The organism is Candidatus Liberibacter solanacearum CLso-ZC1 (genome assembly GCF_000183665.1).
In the GTDB taxonomy this organism is placed as follows: Bacteria; Pseudomonadota; Alphaproteobacteria; order Rhizobiales; family Rhizobiaceae; genus Liberibacter; species Liberibacter solanacearum.
The window spans coordinates 1,213,823-1,235,679 of record NC_014774.1 but is presented as its reverse complement, the minus strand read 5'-3'; the positions used below and the strand labels follow the sequence as shown (position 1 = coordinate 1,235,679).

The following is a 21,857-nucleotide window of genomic DNA, read 5'->3' as shown; positions in this document are numbered from 1 at the left end:
GTATCCATCTTCTTGCTTTCCAGCTTAGGATATATCTAAAGGTCTTTTAACACATCTGTTACTTTAATCTATACTATATTATACTACACTATACTTAATTATACTTAAATTAATTTTATTTATGATAAGATGTTAAAACACATAATATGCCAAAGGGGTAGATTTCTGTCTGGGGGCTAATTTGATTGTTTATTGTTTAATAGGGATATTTTGGTGCTTATGGGGGGTTATTTAATTATCGGATAGGGTTTTAATAGGGCATAAAAGGCTCTAGAATTGATTTTCTGGTGGTTGCTAGTCAATGGAAAGGGTTAGTGTAGGAAAATTTAATAGCGGGCACTTTATGGGGATTTTGGCTTTAGATCTGGGTTCAAAGATGGGTTTTGCGGTGCATAGGGGCAAACAAAACTTTCTGTGCAAAGAGGGAATCGAAACTTGCAGTGGCAGTGCAGGGATTGGCGGTGTCTGTTCCATTGCAGGGATTGGCGGCAGTGCAGGGAGAGAATCAAATGGTTCTTATGATGAACAAACCTAAAGCAAATCAAATCAACACATCTCAGAGGCTTGCTTTTGAGCGATTCAATATTGGACTATTGCACAGATCTCTGAGCAGTGCAAGAAATCAAATTTCCACTTCAAGAATGGCATATTTGGTTATTCTGTATTTTGATCTCAAAGTCTCTTAAAAATATAGTCCATGGCATTGGATCATTCATTGGATCATTCATTGGATCATATAGTTCATATCGTATGAAAATATTTCGTAAGTCATTGATAAACGGATTGGATCATGGTGATCCAATGAATTTTGTTTTTTACTGTTTTATCATGGTCAATTTTTATTGCAAATTATCATCAAAAAAAACAAGTAAAATCAAGCACTTAGATACAATCCAGCATAATGGTAACACAACCCCCTTGGCATAGTGGTTTTGGGGGTTTTGGTATGTATCGTAGATACATTAATACCAAATATTCCCCGCTTCGCTAAAGCTACACTGAAAATACCCCCTCCAAATCACCACATGCCGTTTCGGATTTTTCGATCTTTCTGTTGATCTGTTCAATTCAGCCTGTTTTAAGTAATTTTCTGTATTCTTAGCTTTGATCTATGATTTGGTATAGCTTGTAAGGCTCATAAAAGGGTCTAGAATTTGTTTATAGGGGTAGACTAGTGTAATCTATCATGTTAGTATATAAATATTCTCTGACAGGCTTTAAAATGGATTTTATGGATTATGGGTATATTAGCTTTAGATTTGGGTTCTAAAATGGGATTTGCCGTGCAAAAAGATAATCAAATATTCTCTGGTGTGGTGAAGTTTGAGAATGGACGATTTGAAGGTGGCGGTATGAGGTTTTTAAAGTTCCAAAATTGGTTAGATGGACTAAAAGGAATTTCTGTTGTTTGGTTTGAAGAGGTGAGACGTCATTTAGGAGTTGATGCATCCCATGCTTACGGAGGTTTTTTAAGTATTTTAAGTTCTTGGTGCGAAAGAAACAAAATTCCATATAGCGGTATACCAGTACAAACAATTAAAAAACATATCACAGGCAAAGGAAATGCCAATAAAGCATTGGTTATTCTTGCTGTTAAGGGTTTAGGTTTTAAACCAATTGATGATAATGAAGCCGATGCCCTTGCTTTGTTGGATTATGTTGTAAAGATTAAATGAAATATAGTATAGTATAATGAAGTTTAGTATAGTATAGTATTGTCAGCATTGAATGTGGGTTTGAATGGATGAATTGGTGAAATGGTTAAAATATCAGTGGTTATATGTGAACTCACCACCCCGATTTAAACTCCAAATCGCACCCGAATTTTCATACTAAAATATTTACAACTAATTGATTTTAAGGTATAATTTCTTTATGAAAGCCAATTCGAAGAAAAGAAAGCCACAGAAGCCAACGGTTAAATACTCTCAATCTCTGACTAAAGAGATCATAACAAGAATAGCGAACGGTGAGACGATGCAAGCAGTCTTAAAATATCCTAACATGCCGACTGCTGATGCTTTTTACGATTGGTTAGCAAGATATCCGGAACATAGAGAATCTTATAACCAAGCAAGAGTGAAGAAGTTAGAGCTTATGGTTGAAGAGGTTACAAATGAACCAGAGCCAACAGAGCATGAATTAGCTAACCCCGTTTTCTACTCCAAGATGCGAGACCGTAAGCAAAAGAGCGTATTATGGCTTGCGGAGCGTCTCAACCGTCAGATTTACGGCAACCATATGACGGTTGAACAGAAGCATACAATAGATTTGAAGCCCGTGTTAGCTAAGATTGAAGAGCGAAGAAAACATCAACAAGCTAACAAGGCTATGAGAGTCCTAGAAGCCACAGAAAAGCCACTAGAGCTAACGAAGTTGAGCAAGGCTAAACAATCTACCATGAAGCTAAAGAAATGAGACTGAGGGTGCTTTAAGAGTCTTTTAGAGCTAGTGGAGTTTAAGGAGCTAGTGGAGTTTTTTTTGTTTTGAAGGAGGGGGGTGCCCCCCAAGAGGAGTTTTGAAAAAATATAGAGCCTATGCTCCGACAATTTTTATAAAATTTTGAAAGTTTTGAAGTTTTTACGTTTAGTTCTGCCGAAGCTCCAAAAGCTCACTTTAACAATAACGACTTTATCCCCCTAGCATATAAAAGCATTTTCAAGCTTTATAAGTTAAAATTGTTTAGGGGGGGGTATGGTGAGCATAAAATTAAATTAAATACTATTTTTGTCTGTTTTGTGCTTGCATGCTGAATCAACTTATGGTAGCGTGTAACCGATGGTTCTGGATCAACCACATCCTCTTTAATTGATAAGATTGGAGAGAATTATGGAGATCCAGACTGTAATTCTCTTCTATCTTATCCTTTTAGGGGGATATTTATAACAGATATTAGAGATTGTTTTATTGACCCGAGAACTTCCAACAAAAATAGAACATGAACAAGAGCTTATGGAGCTGATGTTTTCTGACGACATCAAGCTTAGTTTTACCAACTTTGTACTTCGGTTATTTCCTTGGAGCGAAGCGAACACCTCGCTTGCAAACTTTTCTAGACCCCGTAGATGGCAATTAGATTTTATGGAAGCGGTAGACACTGACTGTCTTTTCAATGTTGATAATCCCGACCCTAAGATATTTAAGGGTGCGGTATCAGCTGGTAGAGGGATTGGCAAAACAACTTTAAACGCTTGGATGATGTTATGGTTAATATCGACCCGACCTGGCATGTCAATACTTTGTCTTGCCAATTCGGAAACTCAGCTGAAGAGTACGTTATGGGCGGAGGTAAGTAAGTGGTTGTCGATGTTACCGAACAAGCATTGGTTTGAGATGCAGTCGTTATCTTTGCATCCTGCTGTGTGGTATGCGGAAGCATTAGAAAAGAATTTTGGGATTGACTCAAAGCATTACACGATTACCTGTAGGACTTATTCGGAGGAACGCCCTGATACTTTTGTAGGGCATCATAACACTTACGGAATGGCTATTTTTAACGATGAAGCTTCAGGTACCCCTGATGTTATAAACACTTCTATTCTTGGATTTTTTACGGAGAATAACGCCAATCGTTTTTGGGTTATGACGTCTAATCCTCGGCGGTTAAACGGTTGGTTTTACGATATATTTAACGTTCCCTTAGAGGATTGGCAGAGATTCCAGATAGATACACGAACAGTAGAGGGCATTGATCCAAATTTCCACGAGAATATCATAGCTCGTTATGGTTTGGACTCTGATGTTACACGGGTTGAGGTATTAGGACAATTTCCACAACAGGACATCAACAGTTTTATACCTTTTTATCGGATTGAAGAAGCCCTTAATAGAGAGCCGATTAAAGACCCCTACGCTCCTTTAGTTATGGGCTGTGATATAGCAGGAGAGGGTGGCGACAACACGGTTGTTGTGTTACGTCGTGGCACTAATATTGAGCATATTTTTGATTGGTCGGGATTGGCTGTCAACGTCTCTAGTCGCAAGATAGAGGAACTGATTAACAAATACAAGCCTGATGCGGTTGTGGTAGATGCCAACGGTATTGGGGTACAAACGTATTACTATTTAGCAGATGAGGGCTATAGCGTTCATCCAGAGAAAGGTCAGAACAGAGCGGATGACCACGAATCTTATAGGAACAGACGGACAGAGCTTCATGTTAAGATGGCAGAATGGCTAGAGTTAGCAAGTATTCCCCATCATAGTGGATTAATTCAGAACTTAAAATCTTTAGAGTCTTTCATAGAGCCGAACACGGGCAAGTTAGCCTTAGAATCCAAGAGGGTTAAAGGTGCAGTGAGTACCGATTATTCGGATGCTTTGGCTTACACATTTGCGGTTAGTCCTGCACGAAGTGATATGAACTTTGGTCGGTGCCGATCATATCAATATGAAGCCGATGAGTTACTTGTTGATCGGAGGTTTAGCTATGCCTAGAGAACAACAAAAGAACCCGTGGTCAAAGGGTTTATCGAACATTTTTCAAGGGGCTACTTCGGGGGCTATGGTAGGTGGTCCTTGGGGGGCTTTAGCGGGCGGTTTATTAGGTGGTGCTACGTCGGTCATTGATTATCTATTTTCTGGTTCGGATAAAGAGGAAGATAATAAGCAAGATAATAAGCAAGATGTTTTGGATAAACCTGCTTACATGCTCACGGATGAGGAGAGGGAGAGGGAAGAGGAAAAAGAATCTTCGTGGATGAATCCTCATTCTTACTTGAGACACCGCCCGCCCGCATCAATGCTTTTAGCGGGTGGATATAGCCGATGAATAATTCTATTAAAAAGATCAAGACTTGTTTTGAGCATTTAAAAAGTCAAAGAGAAGAGTTAAATACTCGGATGGAGGAGTTAACATCTCTTCTTTATCCTTATAAGCAAGAACCAAAATCTCGTATGTGGGATACGACAGGATCTGAGGCCTGTATTAAACTCTCTTCCTTGCTTTCTTCTCTTATTACTCCACCTGGTCAAAAGTGGCATGGGTTATCTGAGCCTTTTTTTAGGCATCAAGCCTTTCTTTATGAGGAGGATGCTGGGGCGAAAAAAATTAGAGGATGGTGCGATCAAGTAACGGATGTGCTTTTTGGTTTTAGGGAACGTTCGCGTTCTGGATTTGTAAGTTGTCTGCAGTCTTTTTACACTAGTATTGTTGAGTTTGGGACTGGGTGTTTTTACATTGAAGCGGATGTTGATGAAACGGGATTAGAAGAGGGGATACGTTATATTGCCGTTCCCCTTGCCGATGTTTATTTGAGTGTTAATCATCAAAACGAAGTAGATAGTATTTACCGAACATTTGAATTTACGGCTGAGCAGATTGGTGGCAAATGGGGGTATAAAGTTTTATCTGATAAGATGAAGTCATCTTATGAGAAGAAAGAACCTGACAAGTTTAAGATCATTCATGCGGTCTATCCTAAAAGTCTTGCTGAGAAGAAGAAAGATAAAGGAAACAAGAACTTTCATTCTAAATTTGTATGCATTGATGAGAACGTATTTTTTGAAGAGAAGCAGATTACTACTCTTCCCTATATTATTGGACGATACAGGGTCAGGGCGGATGAGATTTATGGTAAATCGCCAGCGATGGAAGCACTTCCTGCGATTAGGCGTTTAAACGAGATATCGAATGAACTTGCTCAATACGCCCGTCTTTCTTTACATCCAGCGTATCTTGCTCCCACAGAGGCTAAACAGTTAGAATTCAAAATTAAGTCTCGCCATATAAACACAGGTGCGATGAGCAAAGACGGCAAAGCCCTTTTTCAACCTCTTCAAGTTGGCAATCCTCTTCCCTTTTATGAGGAGCTTAAAAGAATACAAGGATCTATTCATAGTCTCTTTCTGCTGGATTTGTTTCAAGTGTTGGATGACAAGGCATCTCGTTCAGCTGCGGAATCTATGGAGAAGACGAGAGAGAAAGGTGCGTTTGTAGGACCTTTGATAGGAGGTCTTCAATCAGAATTTATCGGAGCGATGATTAAGCGGGAGTTGGATATTCTTGATGCACAACACAATCTTCCAGAGCTAACGGATTATGATCATTCGCCTTTCCACCTTTTAAAGGTTGAGTATACATCGCCCTTATTCAAATACCAACAAGCCGAGAGTGTTGCGAGTGTTCTTCAAGGGACGAATACCGTTTTAGAATTGGGGGCTAAAACGGGTAATCCAGAACCTATGGATCATATTGATATTGATAAGGTTTCCCGATTTGCCCTTTGGGCGAGTGGTTCACCAGCACATCTTATCCGTGATGTGGATGAAGTGAAGCAGAGACGTAAAGACAGAGACGATCAAATGGAAGCGATGCAAAATCGACAAGATGCACAACAACAAGAGCAAATGGGGATGGAAGCAGGGGCGAAAGCCGTGAGTAAAGCTATAGAGAAGAAGATGACGAATGACCTGATGGAGAATAGCTATGATTGATTTTAAGGCTATTGCCGAGAAGATTAAAAATACAGCTTTAGGTCGAGGTTACACTGTTGATCCTGTTGTGTTAGCTGAACGATTGGAAGAAGACGAGAAAAGGCTTCGATTGTACAAAAGCGTTTTTGCCACAGAAGCTGGGAAAGAGGTTTTGATAGATTTGATGGTTGAAGGAGGTCTTTTATCCTCACCTGAGATTGATGATGCCCTAAAGCTTGCTCACTGTGAGGGCAAACGGGCTATGGCGGTTCGTATCGCATCAAGTTTAGGTCTTAATTTTGAACAAATAGTGCAAATGTACTCAATAGAAAAGGAATAAATAATGACAGATGTAAAAGAAACACCTGTTTCAACACCAATAGATACCGAAGTAGAAAGTCCAGAAGTGGATAATACACCATCTACTAAGGAGCAAGTGGAAAGTAATCCTTTTAAAAAGTATGCATCCACTGAGGATACATCAACCGAAGAGGCTGAAGCATCACAACCCAATAGTGAAGACTATACCCTAAACTGTCCTGAGTACATTCCGCAAGAGGAGGTTAAAGCCCACAGTGAGGCTTTTAAGGAGGCTGGGATTGATGCAAAGACGGCACAGAAAGTTATAGATCGCCTTGTTGCTCATGGGCAAGAGAACGAGAAGCGTTCGATAGAGCGATTGGACAAGGCTTTAGCGGAAGACAAGACGGCATTGAAGTCCGAATATGGTGTTGATTACAGCCGAAGAGAGAAAGACATAGCCCGTTATTTTCGTCAAGAGAAGATAGCAGACGCAGATGTACAAGCCCTGGTATCTACCTGGGGATTTCAAAAGACCTTTAAGTTTTTTGATCGTTACGCTCAGATGAACAAAGAGACTTCGGTAGGGGATACATTTGCTCGATCTGAGGGGTCTCGAGGATCACAAGAAGATTATGACAAGCTGTTTAATAACCCCGAATTTATAGAGAAGCGTAAAGCGGGCGATACTTCCGCCAATAATAAGATAAAACAATGGGCAAACCAGCAAGCCTTATTAGATCAATAACACCATAGAAAAGGATAACAATTATGGCTACAAAACAGCAATTAGCAACGGCTAATATATTAGAGTTCAAAAAGCATGTTGAACTTGCTTTGCAACAGGAAACATCAAAATTGAGACCTACGGTAACGGAGAAATCTACTGAGGGTGAGAAATCAGCTTATGTAGAAATATTTAAGCCCTCCGAAGCCCATAAGATTATCGGTGATATGTCGGACACCATATACAATAACACCGATCAATCCAGAAGATGGATTAGCCACGAACAGTTTGGATGGGCGGAACGCATTGATCCGTTTGCGACTTTGGATTCAGGGCTTAATCCGCTTTTACCCTACGCTAAATTAGCAACAGCTGCGATGCACCGTAAACAAGACGAAGTTATCCTTGAGGGTATGCTAGGAGTTAATCAGTGTGGTAAGGATGCGAAGAGCTTAGAGCCTTTTTCTGCGGATAATATAATATCTGCGGTTGATGGTGATGACTTTTTTCAAACCTTTATAGGACAACTTATTACGGCTAAATCTATTTTTATGGAACGGCATATTGATGTTGATTCTGAGCAAATATACGTTTTAGTACCGAGTGATGTATGGGCGTCGTTATTTGCGTTAGAGAAAGCAACAAGTAAGGATTATATCAATACGGCAGCTTTACAGGCGGGTAGGATTGAAGCTTTTGCAGGGGTTCGGTTTATCAACATGGAGAAAGTACCAGGCAATAACTTATTTCCATCAGGGACACAATTTCCAGGTTTGACGGACTCGAAAATCAAAAATGTAGCAGGACAAGTTGGTGTTACATCCTCTGCTAAATTTGCTAATGACAAGATCAAGTATGTTTTACCTATTTATTGCAAATCGGCGGTTGCTTTTACGCAAAGGAAAGCGGTTGAGGTAAAACATTCTGAAGATCCTAGTAAATGGCATGCACCTCAAATTACATTAACCGCATCCTTTGGTGCGGCTCGGGTAGAACCAGAGAAGATTTTAGGTATTGAGATCTCACACGCCTCTCTCAAGGGGGTACCGAAGTTAGTTGGTAAAAAGGCGGCTTAACCTAGATGACTGAGTGTGAGATCTGTAATTGGGCGTTGTTGAAGTTAGGGCAACGCCCGATAGCGAAGCTGGATGAGGGAAGTATAAAAGCTAAATATTGCAAGTTTTTACTCTCCCCTATTCACCGTAGTTTACTGCGTTCATTTGCGTGGGGTTTTGCGACGAAGTCTTCTTTTTTGTCTTCTTTAGTCTCTGAAGATCAAGGGAGGGTTCGTTATCCTCTCCCTAAGAAATGTCTTAAAGTTTTAAAGATAGACAGGGATGGGATATTAGATGGGGATTGTATTGTTGTCCACGATAATAAGTCTATCCCGCTTTCTATTAAGTATATTGAGGAGGTTTCGTTAGCAGATTGTGATCCTCTCTATCAAGAGACACTTTCCTTAAAGTTGGCGAGTGAACTTTGTCCAACGCTGACAGCAGATAGTCAATTAACTTTGCGTCTTAAGGGGGAATCTGAAGAATTGAAGAAATCAGCTATTGACATGGACGGGATTGAGATTGTTGAAGAGAGGGAATATTAACATGCCTAAAGGTGCCTATACCAAGCGATCATTTGCAGGCGGTGAAGTTTCTCCTCAGATTATGCAGTCTCGTAGTGATCTTGAACTACATTCTCAAGGTTTATCGCAATGTTTTAACATGATTCCTTTACAAGATGGATCATTGGTACGCAGACCTCCGTTGTATCGCTATGAACATATTGATCTTCCACCGAAAGCAAGTCGGATACTTTCCTTTGCTTTAGGTGGTGATGATGCTGTACTGTTCATCTTTGGCGAGAAGAAGATGGTGTATGTGGAGGTTACTGGAATAAAACCACCACAGTTTATTCGTTTTTATGATACGCCTTATAGTTTCCGTGAGGCTGAGCAGCTTGATGTTGCCCGCATGGGTACTCTTATAGTTTTAGTTCATCCTAAGCATTCACCGTATAAGATAGAGTTTACGGAAGCAGGGGTTATTTTTGAGAAGATGGTGTTTGCTCCCCCGCCATGGTTAGGACTGCGTGAAGTTGGCGGGAAAAAGCATGATGCGAAACTGAGAGTAACCCTCTCTGCTACTCGCAAAGGGAAGATTACTGTTACCTCCACATTGCCCATCTTTAAGACAAAAGATGTTGGACGGATGCTTCGTCTTGGGTGGCTTCCAAAGGATTGGACAGCAAACACCTTATATCCTGAGAACGCCTTTATGCAGATGTACGGGAAAGTTTATCGGTGCATTACTGAGGGAATCTCAGGTAAGGAGTTTGAAGATAATAGAAGAGACACTTATATCCGAGATGGTGGTGTTACATGGAAAGTCATAGCCTCTTCGCAAGCATTAAGCGTTGATAAAGACGGCAAAAGCACACTTGGCACGGGCGGACAATACAGGACACCTTATTATGTTTGGGGAGAGATAGTCAACTGTACAGGAGCAAAGACAGTTGAAGTCATGCTTCACGAGGGTTTTTGCGTTACAGACAGTAACAGTACTTTGTATTGGAATATGAGTGCTTGGGGAGAACGTGAAGGTTATCCGTCTCATGTATCTTTTTATAACAATAGGCTGTGTTTTTCTGGGTCAAAGTTTGATCCTCAAGCTGTTTATTTCTCTGGTTATAATACATTTACTGATTTTAGTCCTGACACAATTGAGGGCAATGTTGATTATCGCAAGTCGTTATCTGTTGCAATAACGGATGATACGATGTCTGCCATTCGTTGGTTTAGACCGATGGAAAAGGGTCTTGTTATTGGGACTGACACCTCACTATGGATTGTTATTCTTGATTTTGAGAGAGGTTTTAATCTGGTTTCAAGACGATTAGCAGGGATTGGTGTTTATGAAGCTCCGCCTTTGAGTATTGGCGATGAACTAATTTTTGTTCAAGGGGCGGGTAGGAGGATTCAGATTATAGGCGGTGCGAGTGAGCAAGGTTTTCAATTTTTAGAGCTGACCCAAAACGTCGATCATCTGCTGGATTATCGCATACGCCAACTTGCCTATCAGGAAGATCCGTATTCTCTTTTGTGGGTGTTGAATAACAAGGGTGAACTATTGGGCTGTAGTCTCCATGCCAATTCCAAAGAGAAAGGATCGTGGCACGTTCATAAGCTAGGTGGTCGAGGGGTTAAGATTATGTCTTTAAGTTCTTGTCTTTGTTTGGATCAAGGGGAAACGACGGTTTGGTTGTTGCTGAGAAGAATGAATGAAGATGGTGTTAGTTCGATAGGATTAGAGAGGCTTGGAGCTTTTAATCCGCTTGCTTTACACGGTGATGGTTTGATGGAAAGGACGAACTAATGGGTTTTTGGCTAGATGTTGCTAAATGGACGGTAGCGGTAGTAGGTTCTGCTGTTACTGGAGCTATGGTCGCAACTGGATTCGGGGCTCCTGCTTCGGCTACTGTGGCAGCATGGACGGCAACGATGGTCACAATGTTGTTTGATGCTAGTGCGGAGGAAGACGACCGAGCAAAAAGAGAGGAAGAATTAAAAGAGTCAACGGAAAATGCCAATGTCCAAGAGGATTTGAATAACATTCTGGATCAGGCAAGAGAGGACACGCAAAAGTCTCAGGCACTACGAGATAAAGAAGCAATGACCGCTGAAGAGCTAAAAGACGCTTTAGAGCATCTTTCACAGGCATATATTAAGGTTGCAGGGATTGAGTTGTCTGTTAATTCGCAGAAGAATGATCCTGAGATAATCAAGGGTATCAAGGATGTAATTGACAGAGTATCGCAAGAGCGGATTGGGTGGAGGGCAAAACTTCATGATGACTATAAAGCCGACATGGCTACTACACAAGCCGACCTTGCCGAGAAGAAGAAAACGTTAAATTCGCTTTACGATAAAGTAGTAGGATATGGGGAAGAGGCACAAGCCCTTAGAACTGATCTTAAAGCTGCGATTGACTTTCTTGATAGCAAGGTTGCACCCGAGCATCAAGAGTTTGTGGATGAACGACGTAAGGAGGTTGAAGCTCTTAAGAGTCTTAAAAGAGAACATGAGGAAGCTTTTAACAAGGCAAAAGAATCGGTTAAGAACAATGCTGTTTCTGGGGTTGAGGATGCAGAAAGGGCGTTAGAGAAAAGGGCAGAGTTTGATTCCAAATTTAAAGAGTTACTTGACGTATTAAGAAGCAAACAAGCGGATCTTCCGCATGTTCTAACTCTAGATATTCAGGCATCTATTGTTGATTTTTACGGTGTGTTTCGTGATCCTGAACTCCTGCATAATGAGGTTTTTGCGACCGCTTATAAGCAACAAGCCGAAAGAAATGAACAGGAAACCTTTGATAGCTTTGTAGAAGCGAATAATAAGGCGACAAAGCATTTAGCACGTAGTAAAGACTTATATAAGATCTATGAAAAACACATAAAGAACAAAGAGTTTGCCCTTGCTCGGAAGTTGCGGTTTCAGGTTGAAGCTCATCAGAGGGAAGCGACGAGAATTGCGGGACAAGTCCCCTATAAATTTGCATTGCTTGCTCCTAGTACACTTGAAGAAAAGTGGAGGCAATTTAAAACGGCGGTTAATAAGTACAAAAATTTAAGTAATTGGAAAGATTTTGGAAAATCTCTTAAAGATCAAATCAACGCTCACGGAGATGAAATCCATAAAGCGATGCATCTTGCCGATTTAGGGGAAGATGATTTTTACAGGATGGGTTTAAAAGCCACTGAGCCTTATTTTGTTGCCAATAAGCAAATATCAGATGGTATTAGTACTTTAATAGAAGAAACAGAGGGTAAGATACAAACACTTGATGCGAGGGAGAGAGACAAAGCTGAAGAAGCAAGATTAAAAGCTGAAGAAGAAACAAGATTAAAAGAAGAAGCAAGATTAAAAGCTAAAGAAGAAAAAGCTAGAAAAGAAGCTGAAGAGGCAAGAGTAGCCGAAGAAGCAAGAGTAGCCGAAGAAGAAGCAAGAATAGCTGAAGAAGCAAGATTAAAAGCTGAAGAAGAAGAAGCAAGAGTAGCTGAAGAAGAAGAAGCAAGAGTAGCTGAAGAGGCAAGATTAAAAGCTGAAGAGGTCAACCCCCAAGAACCCGCTTTGCAAGAAACGCAAGAGGAAGATTTAGGTTTAGCTCTTCCATCCGCACCGACTGCACCGATTGTATTTTCTAAAATCCAAGAACCACTACAAGATGGCATAGAGGGTCAAGCACCAGAAACAGAAAAACAAGCTAAGGAAGAAACAGAAACTAACGTTAGCGAAGATGTTTATCACAATTCATATCCGACTTCTTCTACGCCTATGGGCGAGTTATCAGCACAAGCGGAGAAGACTCCTGTTCTTGTTGAAGAGGCTAATTTTACTCCTCTGACGCCCGCACAAAAAGCAGAGAAGAAATCGGAGAAGAAAGCGGAGAAGAAATCGGATAAGGAAGCACAAGAAGAAATCGATAAAATAATCAATGCACAATATAGAAGAGATGTAAAAGCGAATATCGCAAGACAGGAGGCACGGAGCAAGAGAGACCGAGAACGTTGGTCTAAGCTATCTAAGGAAGAGATATCGAAGAAATTCAATCTCATTTATGAGCTATTCTCTACTAAAGCTGTTTCTACTCCTGAGCTGCTTTTTGATGGTGATTTAACTGTTCTTGATAATCTCACAATGGATGAGGTAGTGGATCAGGAAAAGTGGAAAGAGATAACGGATGCGTGGGAAGGGATGGAATTATCCCCTAAAGATAAGTGGGAATCGCTATCCTTCATTTTAAGTGGCAAGCGGTTTTTGCCTATGATTCGGGATACGGTCGCATTTATTCCTTTCTGAGGGCGTGGGAGGAATTAAAGTTATCCCGTGAGCAATTGGAAGAGGCATTTTGGGAAGAACAGAAGCTTTCTTTAAATGAAGTAGATTCCGAGTTGGAAGTGTATAGGGGTCATAGATACGCTTTGTATGCATCTGAAGAACAGTCCGCTATACAAAGGATAGAAGAAGATCAAGCCCGAGCGAAAGAAACGTCCTTACTAAACGATATAACTTCTTTGAAAGCTACTATAGCTGGATTAAAGAAGAAGTCGGACGGATCAGGGGATCAAGAAGAGGTAATAGGAGCTAGAGAAGAAGAACTCAAGGCTAAAGAAAAGGAGTTAGGATCTAAAATCAAGAAAGCTCTTGATGATAGGAAATCTGAAGTTGATGACACTGATATTCTTTCTGAAGATTTGCTCAAGCGTTTTGAGAAACTCCATGAGGTTAAACACGTCCCTGAGAAATATAGTAAACCACGTATTGAGGCAGACCCTACAAAAGTTCTAAAGCCGATAACTCCTCCTGTCCCTAGCCCGCAGGAAAAGGTTATCCCAGAAGTCATTGATCAACATTACAAGCAAGAACCAGTGGAACGGGAGGATTATTTAACCTCTGATGATGATGACGCTGATGTTCGTGTTTATGCAACTTCCAGAAAAGACGGCAAGTTAGTTCAGAGGCTATTGAAGCAAGGTGAGAAGCCTTTAGCCCATGAGGGAACGTCGTACGGTTATGATTGTATTGTTCGACTTCCTCCCATTGATACTGGGGATGCGTTCAACAACTTTAGTGGGAAGAAAGTTCGTATATTCAAGGGATCAATCAAAGTCATCAATACGAGTGATATTGAGGTTGGGGTTTATGGGGAAGAGATGCATCCTATAGAGGAGTTGAGAGGTTCTCCGAAAACGGGAGAGTTTACATTCCCGATATACAGTGATGCACAGCATCTTCCTGAGTTAGTTATCAAGCATAAAGGCGAGAGTTCTCATTTTCATCTTACCTCCGTTACGACGCATTTCACCGTGGAGGATTAGATATGGTTGATTATGTTTCTAAAGGTTTAGCGATTGGTAAATTTGTTACTAATGTAGTTTCAGATATGTCAACTGCGACATCAACGTCTAAAAGCAATCGGTATCGTGCCTCCCTTGCCGAAGAGAATTCTAGACGTGCGGATATTTTGCATTCTGAGAGAGCCGAGAGACTTCGCAAAGAGGGTTTGTTAGATGCAGGGCTATTTCAAATGAAAGCGGAGATGTCAGGACTTTCAGGGATCTCTGCTGATCTGTGGATTGGACAACGCTATGCGGATACGGAAAGAGAAGTAGAGAAAGCCCAAAGCACCCGTTTTTCCACGGTTCAGAGATTTTTAAAGGAACAACAGTGGCTGAAACAAAACGCTACCAACAGTAAGGTTTCAGGGATCGTATCCTCGGGTGGACATGGACTGACGCTAGCAAAAGACTTGTTTAAGGATAAATAAATGGCAAATCTTGATCTAAAACAAACGGCTAGTGAGCCTCTTGCTCCTAACCAAGATGCGGTTAGGGATGCGGTTGATCCCCTAGGTGGTTTAAAGACGGTAGCACAAGGCTTGGATAGTCTTAACCAACTTTATCAAGAGCGTAGATCCGAACATATTAAGGCTCAAGCACTAACTCAGGATGCATTGCATTCTGCGGATGATCACGCTGACTTTGCCCGATATATGACAAGCCTGCCTACAGGAGTTGACGTGCAAGCCCTGTCGCATAAATACGCTCAAGATCAATACTACAAGAGAGATAAAGAGATAATCGGTGTACCTGACAGAGAAACAAGAAATTATCTCAGAAATTCAAACAAGCGAAGTCTTGACAGAAGCTACAGCTAGGGACGGCACGAGGCTTACTCGTCATGAGTTTAGAATCTGAAAAGCATATTGGAGATACCGCCGTAGCTTTGGCTCTTAATATTAGACTAAGCCCAACGAATGAAAACTTAGAGCTTCAACGCAATCGTGGGTATGATGTTATAGATAAAAGTCTTTTAACGCCAGAAGACAAAGTTAAGAAGAAACAAGCGTTAGATAAGACGCTTCACAAATCCCAAACGATAGGGCTATTGTCTAACGAACCTGACATAGTAGGTAATCTGAGTTCCCTAGTATACGGAAGCCCTGTAGCAGTTAAGGATGGACTATCTCCAGATCAAATAGCGGAAAATGCGGACGGGGGAACGATAGAAATAGACGAGCATAAGCTTGATGGTAAGACGGGATATACAGGCATAGACTCTCTTTCAAGAGAAGACTTAAAATCACTATTGGATGAGCATAATAGAAAAACTAATGCTGAAAGACAATCTGGCAAAAAACGAGTTATTGAAACTATTAAGTTACGTACGACTGAGGCAAACAAGGGGAATATTTCCTCTGACTACGATGAAGTTTTTTCTGAATCCAACTTATCCCGTTATTACCAGCCTGCGGATGTTGAAAGTATCATCACTCAAGCTAAGCTTAAAAAGGATATCGCTCCTTATATTAGAGTTGTAGAGACCATGACTAACGAAGAGTACGCTGAGTTTGTATCCACCGTTAACAGTCGCACAGTCGATTATGATTTGAACGATAGGTTTAAAGCTCAAGCTTTTTTAAAAGAGCTTCAGGATAAAAGGGTTGCGTCTCTTAAGGAACTGTCAAAAGACCCGCACGGATGGCAAAGATCCAGAGGATTAGTTCCTCCTAATTTGAGTTTAGAAGCAGGGCAGTTAGCTTCTTCCGTTCTTCCTATTTTCGATGCTAATGAAAAAACGGAAAAAGACCATGGTGTAATTGTTAAAGGGATGGGAACGGACAAAGAAAGGCAATTATCTGAAAAGATTAAGGGAGAGAGGGCTGAAGATTTTGTTTCCTATTTCAGAGATGAGATGACTAAGGAGGGTGTAACAAAAAGCGATATTGAGAAGATAAAGAGTGTCGTAGACGGTATGAAAGACAAAGTTACATCATCTATTTGTCGTTTAGCTATGAGTGATTCTGCGGAGGCTAGAGCTTCTGCAATCCCAGTCATCTCTGGAGTGAAACACAGAGGCGATATTGAGCTTAAGCTTGAAAGCTCCAAAGGAAACGGGGTTAAGAAACTCTTTAACAATTTAATAAACAAAGAGATAGGACAACTTTATCAAGGCTCGGAGGACGCAAATTACAAGCAAGACGCCGAAGTAATTAAGCTTTATATCATGGGTAATATGCATAAGACAGGCAATTATACGTTAAATGGTGAGGTTGTGAGGGATGCAGTCAAAGCTGTATTTGGTAATACGGCGTACGCTGTGAACGGCTCTTATGTTATGCCCCCTCGTGGCATGTCTCACTATGAATTTGGGAATAGGTTGCACGGACTTACTTCTGATAAACTTGTTGGTCTTTTTGGTGATAAAAGTAAAGATAGATATCCAGAGAGTTACGGTTATCAGTCAGAGGGCGACGGGAAATATAGTTTAACGGTTGGTGGTGTTTATAAGAAAGACAAACAGGGGAACCCTATAGTCATTAACATTTATGACGAATTACCCCAAAATGTCCCTAGCTTGCAGATTGCAACGGTTAGTGGTGTTGAAGAGTATATGAATGCTGTTTCATCCCGTATGAATAGGGGGGAATGATAATGCTTTTTATGGATAACGAGAGCGACTTTAACAAGCGTATGAAGTCTATAAAGAATGATAAAACGACACAGCCAGCGAAGAGGCAACCTGGTATATGGGACAACGCACTTGGTGCTTCTTTTTCTGGTGTTTTAGAAGCACCAGCAGATATTCTTTCTACAGTTACACCGTGGGAATACACACCTGATCCGTTAAAGAAGAACGCTCTGACGGTTGATCCCGAAGAGACAGGGGCTATTGGGCAGATAGGACATAGTTTATTACATTCTGTATCAGCCTTTGGAATAGGAGCTATGGCAGGAGGTTCAATAGGAGGTCCACTAGGAGCTTTAGCTGGGGGATTTTTATCCGTTGCCTTAGCGGAGGGGAGGAGAGCTTTTGAGAACGCTAGAGATGAGGGGCAGGATAGTTCTACAGCGACTAAAGGAGGGATGAAGACAGGTGTTATTTCTGGAGCAGGTGCATTAATACCAGCTGGTTTTGGGGTTAGTGTTGTCAAGAGTGCAATAGCAAGTGCTGGTGTTAATCTTGGTCTAAGCAAACTAGATAGAATGGGCGATTACGCCATACTTAAGGCTAATGGATATGATGAACTCGCCGAACATGCTTCAGAGATGGACAGCATTTCGATCGCAACCGATATTGTTTTAGGAATGGCGTTTGGGGGCTTACATGCCAAGAACGCCAGAAGAAACAAAAAACTTGTAGGAATGAAACCTACGCCCTCTGAGGGTGATATTGCTACTGGGGCTAAAAATGAACTCATGACGTCTCGGACTTTGAATGATGCTATTCCTACGACTAATGAGTCTTTTGAGACTCACATGTCCGCTATAGCTGAAGCGGAGCATGCATTAGTCAACGGAGAGAAGTTTGGTCTTGATTCGCAAAAGTTAGAAGCACTAGAGCGTGGAAGCATTAAGAAGCCAGATATTGAGGTTGGCACGTCTCCTTTTGCGGAGGATAGAATTGAACCTCGTTTATTGTCTGCTGATCAGAGGATAGCACAGACGGTTGAGATAATAGAGAAATTTTTCCAACTCTCAAGATGGAGCAAGTTCCATGCCACCGCAGATAAAGAGAGACATTAACATTGTTAAGCATAAGCTCATTGAGAGTGCAATATCGTGCTTTTATGAGAGAGGGGGCAAGTAATGCATCCAGAATGTATTGAAAGGGTCAAAAAGCTTGCTGGCGAGTGGAAGTTAGAACCAGAGGATCTAGACCAGATTGAGAGAGTATCTAAGCAAGCCCTATCAGGATTAGAGCTGAATGAGAGTTTTAAGAACCTTAAGACGGCGGATAAAGTTAAGGCACTGAGTGAGAAAGCACATTTACTTCTTTTAGAGAATGGTGCTTTTGCAATGTCAGAGACTCTCGGAGGTGTTGGCAGGGCTAAACATGGGGAACAACTGAACACTCTTAAGAACTTTTTGAGATATGAAACGACAGCATCTATAGAGAGTAGAATTAAAGGAGAGCAAGCGAACGCTCGGAAAGCCTTTCATGATTTTGAGGATTTAGGGTCAAAAAACCTAGGGTTCTCGGCGGATCCAATAACGAACGAAAAGATCACCAAAGCCCTAAGGGGGGTTGAGACCGATGATCCACAAGTGAATAAGTTTGGGCGAGCCTATCGCAAAATAAGGGATAGGGTTACAGCTCAAGCGGAAGATATGGGACTTCTTCATCCATTAGATAATTGGGGTAGTCCGCAGCCTGATGATGCCCTAAAAATAAGGGCTAAGGGCAAGAAAGCGTGGATTGAGACGATCATGCCTTGGGTTGATGTGGAAGCATACGACAAAAAAGGACTTTATGGCAAAGGATTAACAGAGTTTCTAGGGCATGTTTGGGATACCAAATCCAGCGAGGGACGAAACAAGATATTAGCTTCTGGCGGGGCTGAACAGGCGGGTAAAGCCTCTGTTGGCGGAAGTAGAAAGCAACCACGGCATTTGTTCCTTTTAGATGAACACTACAGCGATTACAATGCAGCATTCGGAAAAACAGGATTAAACGCTGAAGACCTTGTGAGAATGACCATAGACCCTCTTATTCGTGATATTGAGATAGCCCGTACGTTTGGTTCTAATGCTGATAACAATTTTAGGTGGGTTATTACGCAAGCCTACGAGAACGATTTAAAGAGTGCTAAGACGGCAAGCGATGTTACAAAGATGGGTGGATTATACAAAGAAGCCAATATCCTTTGGGATAGATTGACGATATCCAGTGAGATGCTTGATCATGAGTTATCTAACGCACAAATTAATCTGAGGGAGCTGAAATCAGGGTTTTCGACTTTTCAAGTGGTTAAGAGTTTTGGGATGCAGATATTTTCCGCCCTTCCAGAGACAATAAATTGTGTGGTTATGGGTTCTCATAGGCAGGGAATGCCGTTTTGGTCTAGGGCTTTGCCAGAGTTTAAGAGGCATCTAACGAACGCTAATTATAAAGCATCTATTCGAGCATTTGCCCCAGCTGGCGAGATGGCTATTACAGGGATGATGAATGAGTTTCACAATCAAAGTAAGTTTGTTTCTGGAATGAAAGTATTAGCGGAGAAAACGGTTAAGTGGCAAGGTCTGAAAGCTTTAGATAGGTTTCAGCGAGATTTATCTTTTGGTTTTACGTCCTCGTGGATGGGGGAAGTAACAAGGGGATTTAAGGGTCTAGAAGATTTTAAATCTCGTTATGGGGAGCAGACATTCAAGACACTTATTAAAGATTATGGTTTTACCCAATCCGATATGCATGCTTTGTCCAAGGTTGAGCTTGATGCTGGGAGGTTATTGACGCCCGATAGTATCCGAGAGTGTAGGCATCCTGATCTTGTCACACTTGCTCGTTCTGAGAACAAGTCTATTGAGCGAATGATGGGTGATCTATCGAGCAAGATGAGCGGGTATATTTGGTCTCAAACGCAAGATAATGCAAGAGGATCAGTTGGCTCTTCGTTAAGAGATACAAAGTACACATCTAGCAGGGGAGGCATACCAGGGTTGAGCCTTGTTACTCAATTCTTAACCACTCCAATTTCCATGGCGGAGAAGCATTTATGGGCTGTTCCTAAAACCCTTGTTGGTGGAGCGAATGGCATGTCAGCTTGGTCTTATAGGGCAAAGTTCTTAGCTTTTGGTATTGTTTTAGAGGGGATTGTCGCCAACACAGCAAGAAAGGCTTTAACTGGTCAAGAACTCGACGATTTTACCGATCCAAAGGTATTAGCTTTAATGACTGCAAGAACTCTTACGCACTATGATAGATTTTTCAACGAATATCACCATGACTTCAAAGACCTCTTGCATTCTGTCCCTGTAGCTTCAACCGTTATTGGTTTGGGAGACGCTGGTTTGGAAGTGTCCAGAAATATCTTCGGGGAAGATGAAGAAAAAAAAGCTAAAGCCAATGCCAAATTAGCCAAGGAAGTCGCTAATAATATGCCTTTAAAGAACTTATTTTATGTAAAAGCGGCTTTCCAGAAGATGGTAGTAGATAACCTCTGTGAGTACTTCAACGAGGGGTATAAGGATAGGTTAGCTATGAATCGTGAACTCCGTAAAAGCAGGAGTAATATAGGATGACTAAAAGGCAAGAACAGTACGTAACGAAGCAAGAGTTTAATGAACTCAACGCCAAAGTTGATTGTCTCATTACCCATTGTAAAGTTTTTGAAAGACATTACAATGAACAGCAAAATGATATTAAAAGCATTTTACAGATTCTCAACACTTCAAAAGGTCTTGCTTCATTTATTAAAACGAGTGGTGCAATAACCGCTTCTCTTTCTGCCATCATCTACGCACTCTATAATCTCAAAGCGTGGCTTAAACAATGATACAGTCGTTTCTTGCAGGTGGACTATTTAGATTTGCTCTTCGTTTTGTTCCCTCAGTTTTTGAGAAAATAGCTGATGGTGTATTAGAATATCTGATGCAGAAACAATCGATTGAATATGATAAGATGAAGCTTGAGCAAACTAGGATTAACAGCTCTACTCAACTAGATCTTGCAGATATCAAATACGCAATTGAAGAACTTAAAGTTGATCAGCCAATCAGATTAGCAAGAATAAAAGCTCAAAAGGTCAAGAGTGGTGTCAAATGGATTGATGGCTTGAACACCTTAATACGACCCCTTACAACGTTGTTTTGGATCATTGTTTATCCGCTACTCGTCTGGTGGAGTGTGAAAGAGGGCATCTTTGACAGAAGCCCCCTTTCGATCCTAAGCCCTTTTGAACAAGAGATTATCGCTTGTATCCTGGGCTTCTGGTACACAGATAAAATAGTACAAAAGAAACGGGGTTAGTATCCATATGGATGACGCTCATGATATTTTATTTCATCATATTGGGCAAGAGTAATGTAACCGTTCTGTAGTCGCTGCCAGGGAGTTAATTTGGAACGTTCTGCTGCATATGACAATTTTTCCTGCTCTTTTATTACAGCTTTAAGTTTATTACGTTCAACTTCTATTTCTTTTATTCCAGCTGTATATTTATTACGTTCAGCTTCTAGCCCTTCTATTCCAGCTTTTATTTCTTCTATTCCAGCTTTTATTTCTTCTGCTCCAGCTTTAAGTTTATTACGTTCAACTTCTATTTCTTCTATTTTTGCCAACACGAATTCTTCATTTGTTACTACAGTTTTTGCCAACGCTAATTTTTCAGCTTTAAGTTTATTACGTTCAACTTCTATTTCTTTTATTCCAGCTGTATATTTATTACGTTCAGCTTCTAGCTCTTCTATTTCAGCTTTATATTTTTCTGCTTCTTTTCTAACTTTTTCTTCAGCTTTTAATCTTGCTTCTTCTTTTAATCTTGCTTCTTCAGCTTTTAATCTTGCTTCTTCAGCTTTTAATCTTGCCTCTTCAGCTACTCTTGCTTCTTCAGCTTTTAATCTTGCTTCTTCTTTTAATCTTGCT

21 protein-coding genes are annotated in these 21,857 nt (G+C 40.9%); 20 read left to right on the top strand and 1 reads right to left on the bottom strand.

Annotated elements, in window-relative coordinates; all coding sequences use genetic code 11:
• Positions 1 to 440 precede the first annotated feature (440 nt).
• The 20 genes from CKC_RS06090 (at position 441) to CKC_RS05525 (ending at position 21,242) form a co-directional block, all read left to right on the top strand.
• Complete coding sequence (locus CKC_RS06090; RefSeq protein WP_143827789.1) at positions 441 to 686, top strand: hypothetical protein; 246 nt, start codon at positions 441 to 443, stop codon at positions 684 to 686.
• A 552-nt stretch (positions 687 to 1,238) separates the two neighbouring features.
• On the top strand, positions 1,239 to 1,676 hold the full coding sequence (locus CKC_RS05615; RefSeq protein ID WP_013462553.1) for a crossover junction endodeoxyribonuclease RuvC: 438 nt from the start codon (positions 1,239 to 1,241) through the stop codon (positions 1,674 to 1,676).
• 199 nt (positions 1,677 to 1,875) lie between these two features.
• Positions 1,876 to 2,418 (top strand): terminase small subunit-like protein, encoded by a 543-nt coding sequence (locus CKC_RS05610; RefSeq protein WP_013462552.1) that lies wholly within the window; start codon positions 1,876 to 1,878, stop codon positions 2,416 to 2,418.
• A gap of 489 nt (positions 2,419 to 2,907) precedes the next feature.
• Positions 2,908 to 4,437 carry a terminase large subunit domain-containing protein gene (locus CKC_RS05605; protein WP_013462551.1) on the top strand — a complete coding sequence of 510 codons (1,530 nt, stop codon included), beginning with the start codon at positions 2,908 to 2,910 and terminating at the stop codon, positions 4,435 to 4,437.
• The gene (locus CKC_RS05600) at positions 4,430 to 4,771 is read left to right on the top strand and encodes a hypothetical protein (RefSeq protein WP_013461596.1); all 342 of its coding nucleotides are present in this window, start codon (positions 4,430 to 4,432) and stop codon (positions 4,769 to 4,771) included. Before CKC_RS05605 ends, CKC_RS05600 begins: the two co-directional genes overlap by 8 nt.
• Positions 4,768 to 6,435, top strand: coding sequence for a portal protein (locus CKC_RS05595; protein ID WP_013462550.1), 1,668 nt, complete (start codon positions 4,768 to 4,770; stop codon positions 6,433 to 6,435). Before CKC_RS05600 ends, CKC_RS05595 begins: the two co-directional genes overlap by 4 nt.
• On the top strand, positions 6,428 to 6,754 hold the full coding sequence (locus CKC_RS05590; RefSeq protein ID WP_013462549.1) for a Bbp19 family protein: 327 nt from the start codon (positions 6,428 to 6,430) through the stop codon (positions 6,752 to 6,754). Before CKC_RS05595 ends, CKC_RS05590 begins: the two co-directional genes overlap by 8 nt.
• Positions 6,755 to 6,757: 3 nt before the next feature.
• On the top strand, positions 6,758 to 7,462 hold the full coding sequence (locus CKC_RS05585; RefSeq protein WP_013462548.1) for a hypothetical protein: 705 nt from the start codon (positions 6,758 to 6,760) through the stop codon (positions 7,460 to 7,462).
• Positions 7,463 to 7,485: 23 nt separating this feature from the next.
• The gene (locus CKC_RS05580) at positions 7,486 to 8,517 is read left to right on the top strand and encodes a phage capsid protein (protein ID WP_013461592.1); all 1,032 of its coding nucleotides are present in this window, start codon (positions 7,486 to 7,488) and stop codon (positions 8,515 to 8,517) included.
• Between the two features lie 5 nt (positions 8,518 to 8,522).
• On the top strand, positions 8,523 to 9,041 hold the full coding sequence (locus CKC_RS05575) for a hypothetical protein (RefSeq protein ID WP_013462547.1): 519 nt from the start codon (positions 8,523 to 8,525) through the stop codon (positions 9,039 to 9,041).
• A gap of 1 nt (position 9,042) precedes the next feature.
• Positions 9,043 to 10,809: a hypothetical protein gene (locus tag CKC_RS05570; protein WP_013462546.1), complete on the top strand. Its 1,767-nt coding sequence runs from the start codon at positions 9,043 to 9,045 to the stop codon at positions 10,807 to 10,809.
• Entirely contained in the window at positions 10,809 to 13,292 is a 2,484-nt protein-coding gene (locus CKC_RS05565; protein WP_013462545.1) for a hypothetical protein, read from the top strand. The genes CKC_RS05570 and CKC_RS05565 overlap by 1 nt, the downstream gene beginning before the upstream one ends.
• Positions 13,211 to 14,311: a hypothetical protein gene (locus CKC_RS05560; RefSeq protein ID WP_143827758.1), complete on the top strand. Its 1,101-nt coding sequence runs from the start codon at positions 13,211 to 13,213 to the stop codon at positions 14,309 to 14,311. The genes CKC_RS05565 and CKC_RS05560 overlap by 82 nt, the downstream gene beginning before the upstream one ends.
• Positions 14,312 to 14,313: 2 nt before the next feature.
• The gene (locus CKC_RS05555; protein WP_013461587.1) at positions 14,314 to 14,760 is read left to right on the top strand and encodes a hypothetical protein; all 447 of its coding nucleotides are present in this window, start codon (positions 14,314 to 14,316) and stop codon (positions 14,758 to 14,760) included.
• Positions 14,761 to 15,150 carry a hypothetical protein gene (locus CKC_RS05550; protein ID WP_013461586.1) on the top strand — a complete coding sequence of 130 codons (390 nt, stop codon included), beginning with the start codon at positions 14,761 to 14,763 and terminating at the stop codon, positions 15,148 to 15,150.
• 23 nt (positions 15,151 to 15,173) lie between these two features.
• Positions 15,174 to 16,925 (top strand): hypothetical protein, encoded by a 1,752-nt coding sequence (locus CKC_RS05545; RefSeq protein ID WP_013462544.1) that lies wholly within the window; start codon positions 15,174 to 15,176, stop codon positions 16,923 to 16,925.
• Between the two features lie 2 nt (positions 16,926 to 16,927).
• Positions 16,928 to 18,019, top strand: coding sequence for a hypothetical protein (locus tag CKC_RS05540; protein ID WP_013462543.1), 1,092 nt, complete (start codon positions 16,928 to 16,930; stop codon positions 18,017 to 18,019).
• A 63-nt stretch (positions 18,020 to 18,082) separates the two neighbouring features.
• Positions 18,083 to 20,515 (top strand): hypothetical protein, encoded by a 2,433-nt coding sequence (locus tag CKC_RS05535; RefSeq protein ID WP_013461583.1) that lies wholly within the window; start codon positions 18,083 to 18,085, stop codon positions 20,513 to 20,515.
• Entirely contained in the window at positions 20,512 to 20,769 is a 258-nt protein-coding gene (locus CKC_RS05530) for a hypothetical protein (protein WP_013462542.1), read from the top strand. Before CKC_RS05535 ends, CKC_RS05530 begins: the two co-directional genes overlap by 4 nt.
• Positions 20,766 to 21,242: a hypothetical protein gene (locus tag CKC_RS05525; protein ID WP_013462541.1), complete on the top strand. Its 477-nt coding sequence runs from the start codon at positions 20,766 to 20,768 to the stop codon at positions 21,240 to 21,242. Before CKC_RS05530 ends, CKC_RS05525 begins: the two co-directional genes overlap by 4 nt.
• Here CKC_RS05525 and CKC_RS05520 read toward each other — a convergent pair.
• Entirely contained in the window at positions 21,239 to 21,589 is a 351-nt protein-coding gene (locus tag CKC_RS05520; RefSeq protein WP_143827788.1) for a hypothetical protein, read from the bottom strand. The genes CKC_RS05525 and CKC_RS05520 overlap by 4 nt on opposite strands.
• Between the last annotated feature and the right edge of the window lie 268 nt (positions 21,590 to 21,857).

Coding starts and splice junctions, on each gene's coding strand:
- CKC_RS05585 (WP_013462548.1), top strand. CDS start 6,758: ATGACAGATGTAAAAGAAACACCTGTTTCAACACCAATAGATACCGAA.
- CKC_RS05615 (WP_013462553.1), top strand. CDS start 1,239: ATGGGTATATTAGCTTTAGATTTGGGTTCTAAAATGGGATTTGCCGTG.
- CKC_RS05545 (WP_013462544.1), top strand. CDS start 15,174: ATGAGTTTAGAATCTGAAAAGCATATTGGAGATACCGCCGTAGCTTTG.
- CKC_RS05600 (WP_013461596.1), top strand. CDS start 4,430: ATGCCTAGAGAACAACAAAAGAACCCGTGGTCAAAGGGTTTATCGAAC.
- CKC_RS05610 (WP_013462552.1), top strand. CDS start 1,876: ATGAAAGCCAATTCGAAGAAAAGAAAGCCACAGAAGCCAACGGTTAAA.
- CKC_RS05575 (WP_013462547.1), top strand. CDS start 8,523: ATGACTGAGTGTGAGATCTGTAATTGGGCGTTGTTGAAGTTAGGGCAA.
- CKC_RS05525 (WP_013462541.1), top strand. CDS start 20,766: ATGATACAGTCGTTTCTTGCAGGTGGACTATTTAGATTTGCTCTTCGT.
- CKC_RS05550 (WP_013461586.1), top strand. CDS start 14,761: ATGGCAAATCTTGATCTAAAACAAACGGCTAGTGAGCCTCTTGCTCCT.
- CKC_RS05540 (WP_013462543.1), top strand. CDS start 16,928: ATGCTTTTTATGGATAACGAGAGCGACTTTAACAAGCGTATGAAGTCT.
- CKC_RS05535 (WP_013461583.1), top strand. CDS start 18,083: ATGCATCCAGAATGTATTGAAAGGGTCAAAAAGCTTGCTGGCGAGTGG.
- CKC_RS05555 (WP_013461587.1), top strand. CDS start 14,314: ATGGTTGATTATGTTTCTAAAGGTTTAGCGATTGGTAAATTTGTTACT.
- CKC_RS05595 (WP_013462550.1), top strand. CDS start 4,768: ATGAATAATTCTATTAAAAAGATCAAGACTTGTTTTGAGCATTTAAAA.
- CKC_RS05530 (WP_013462542.1), top strand. CDS start 20,512: ATGACTAAAAGGCAAGAACAGTACGTAACGAAGCAAGAGTTTAATGAA.
- CKC_RS05570 (WP_013462546.1), top strand. CDS start 9,043: ATGCCTAAAGGTGCCTATACCAAGCGATCATTTGCAGGCGGTGAAGTT.
- CKC_RS05580 (WP_013461592.1), top strand. CDS start 7,486: ATGGCTACAAAACAGCAATTAGCAACGGCTAATATATTAGAGTTCAAA.
- CKC_RS05590 (WP_013462549.1), top strand. CDS start 6,428: ATGATTGATTTTAAGGCTATTGCCGAGAAGATTAAAAATACAGCTTTA.
- CKC_RS05565 (WP_013462545.1), top strand. CDS start 10,809: ATGGGTTTTTGGCTAGATGTTGCTAAATGGACGGTAGCGGTAGTAGGT.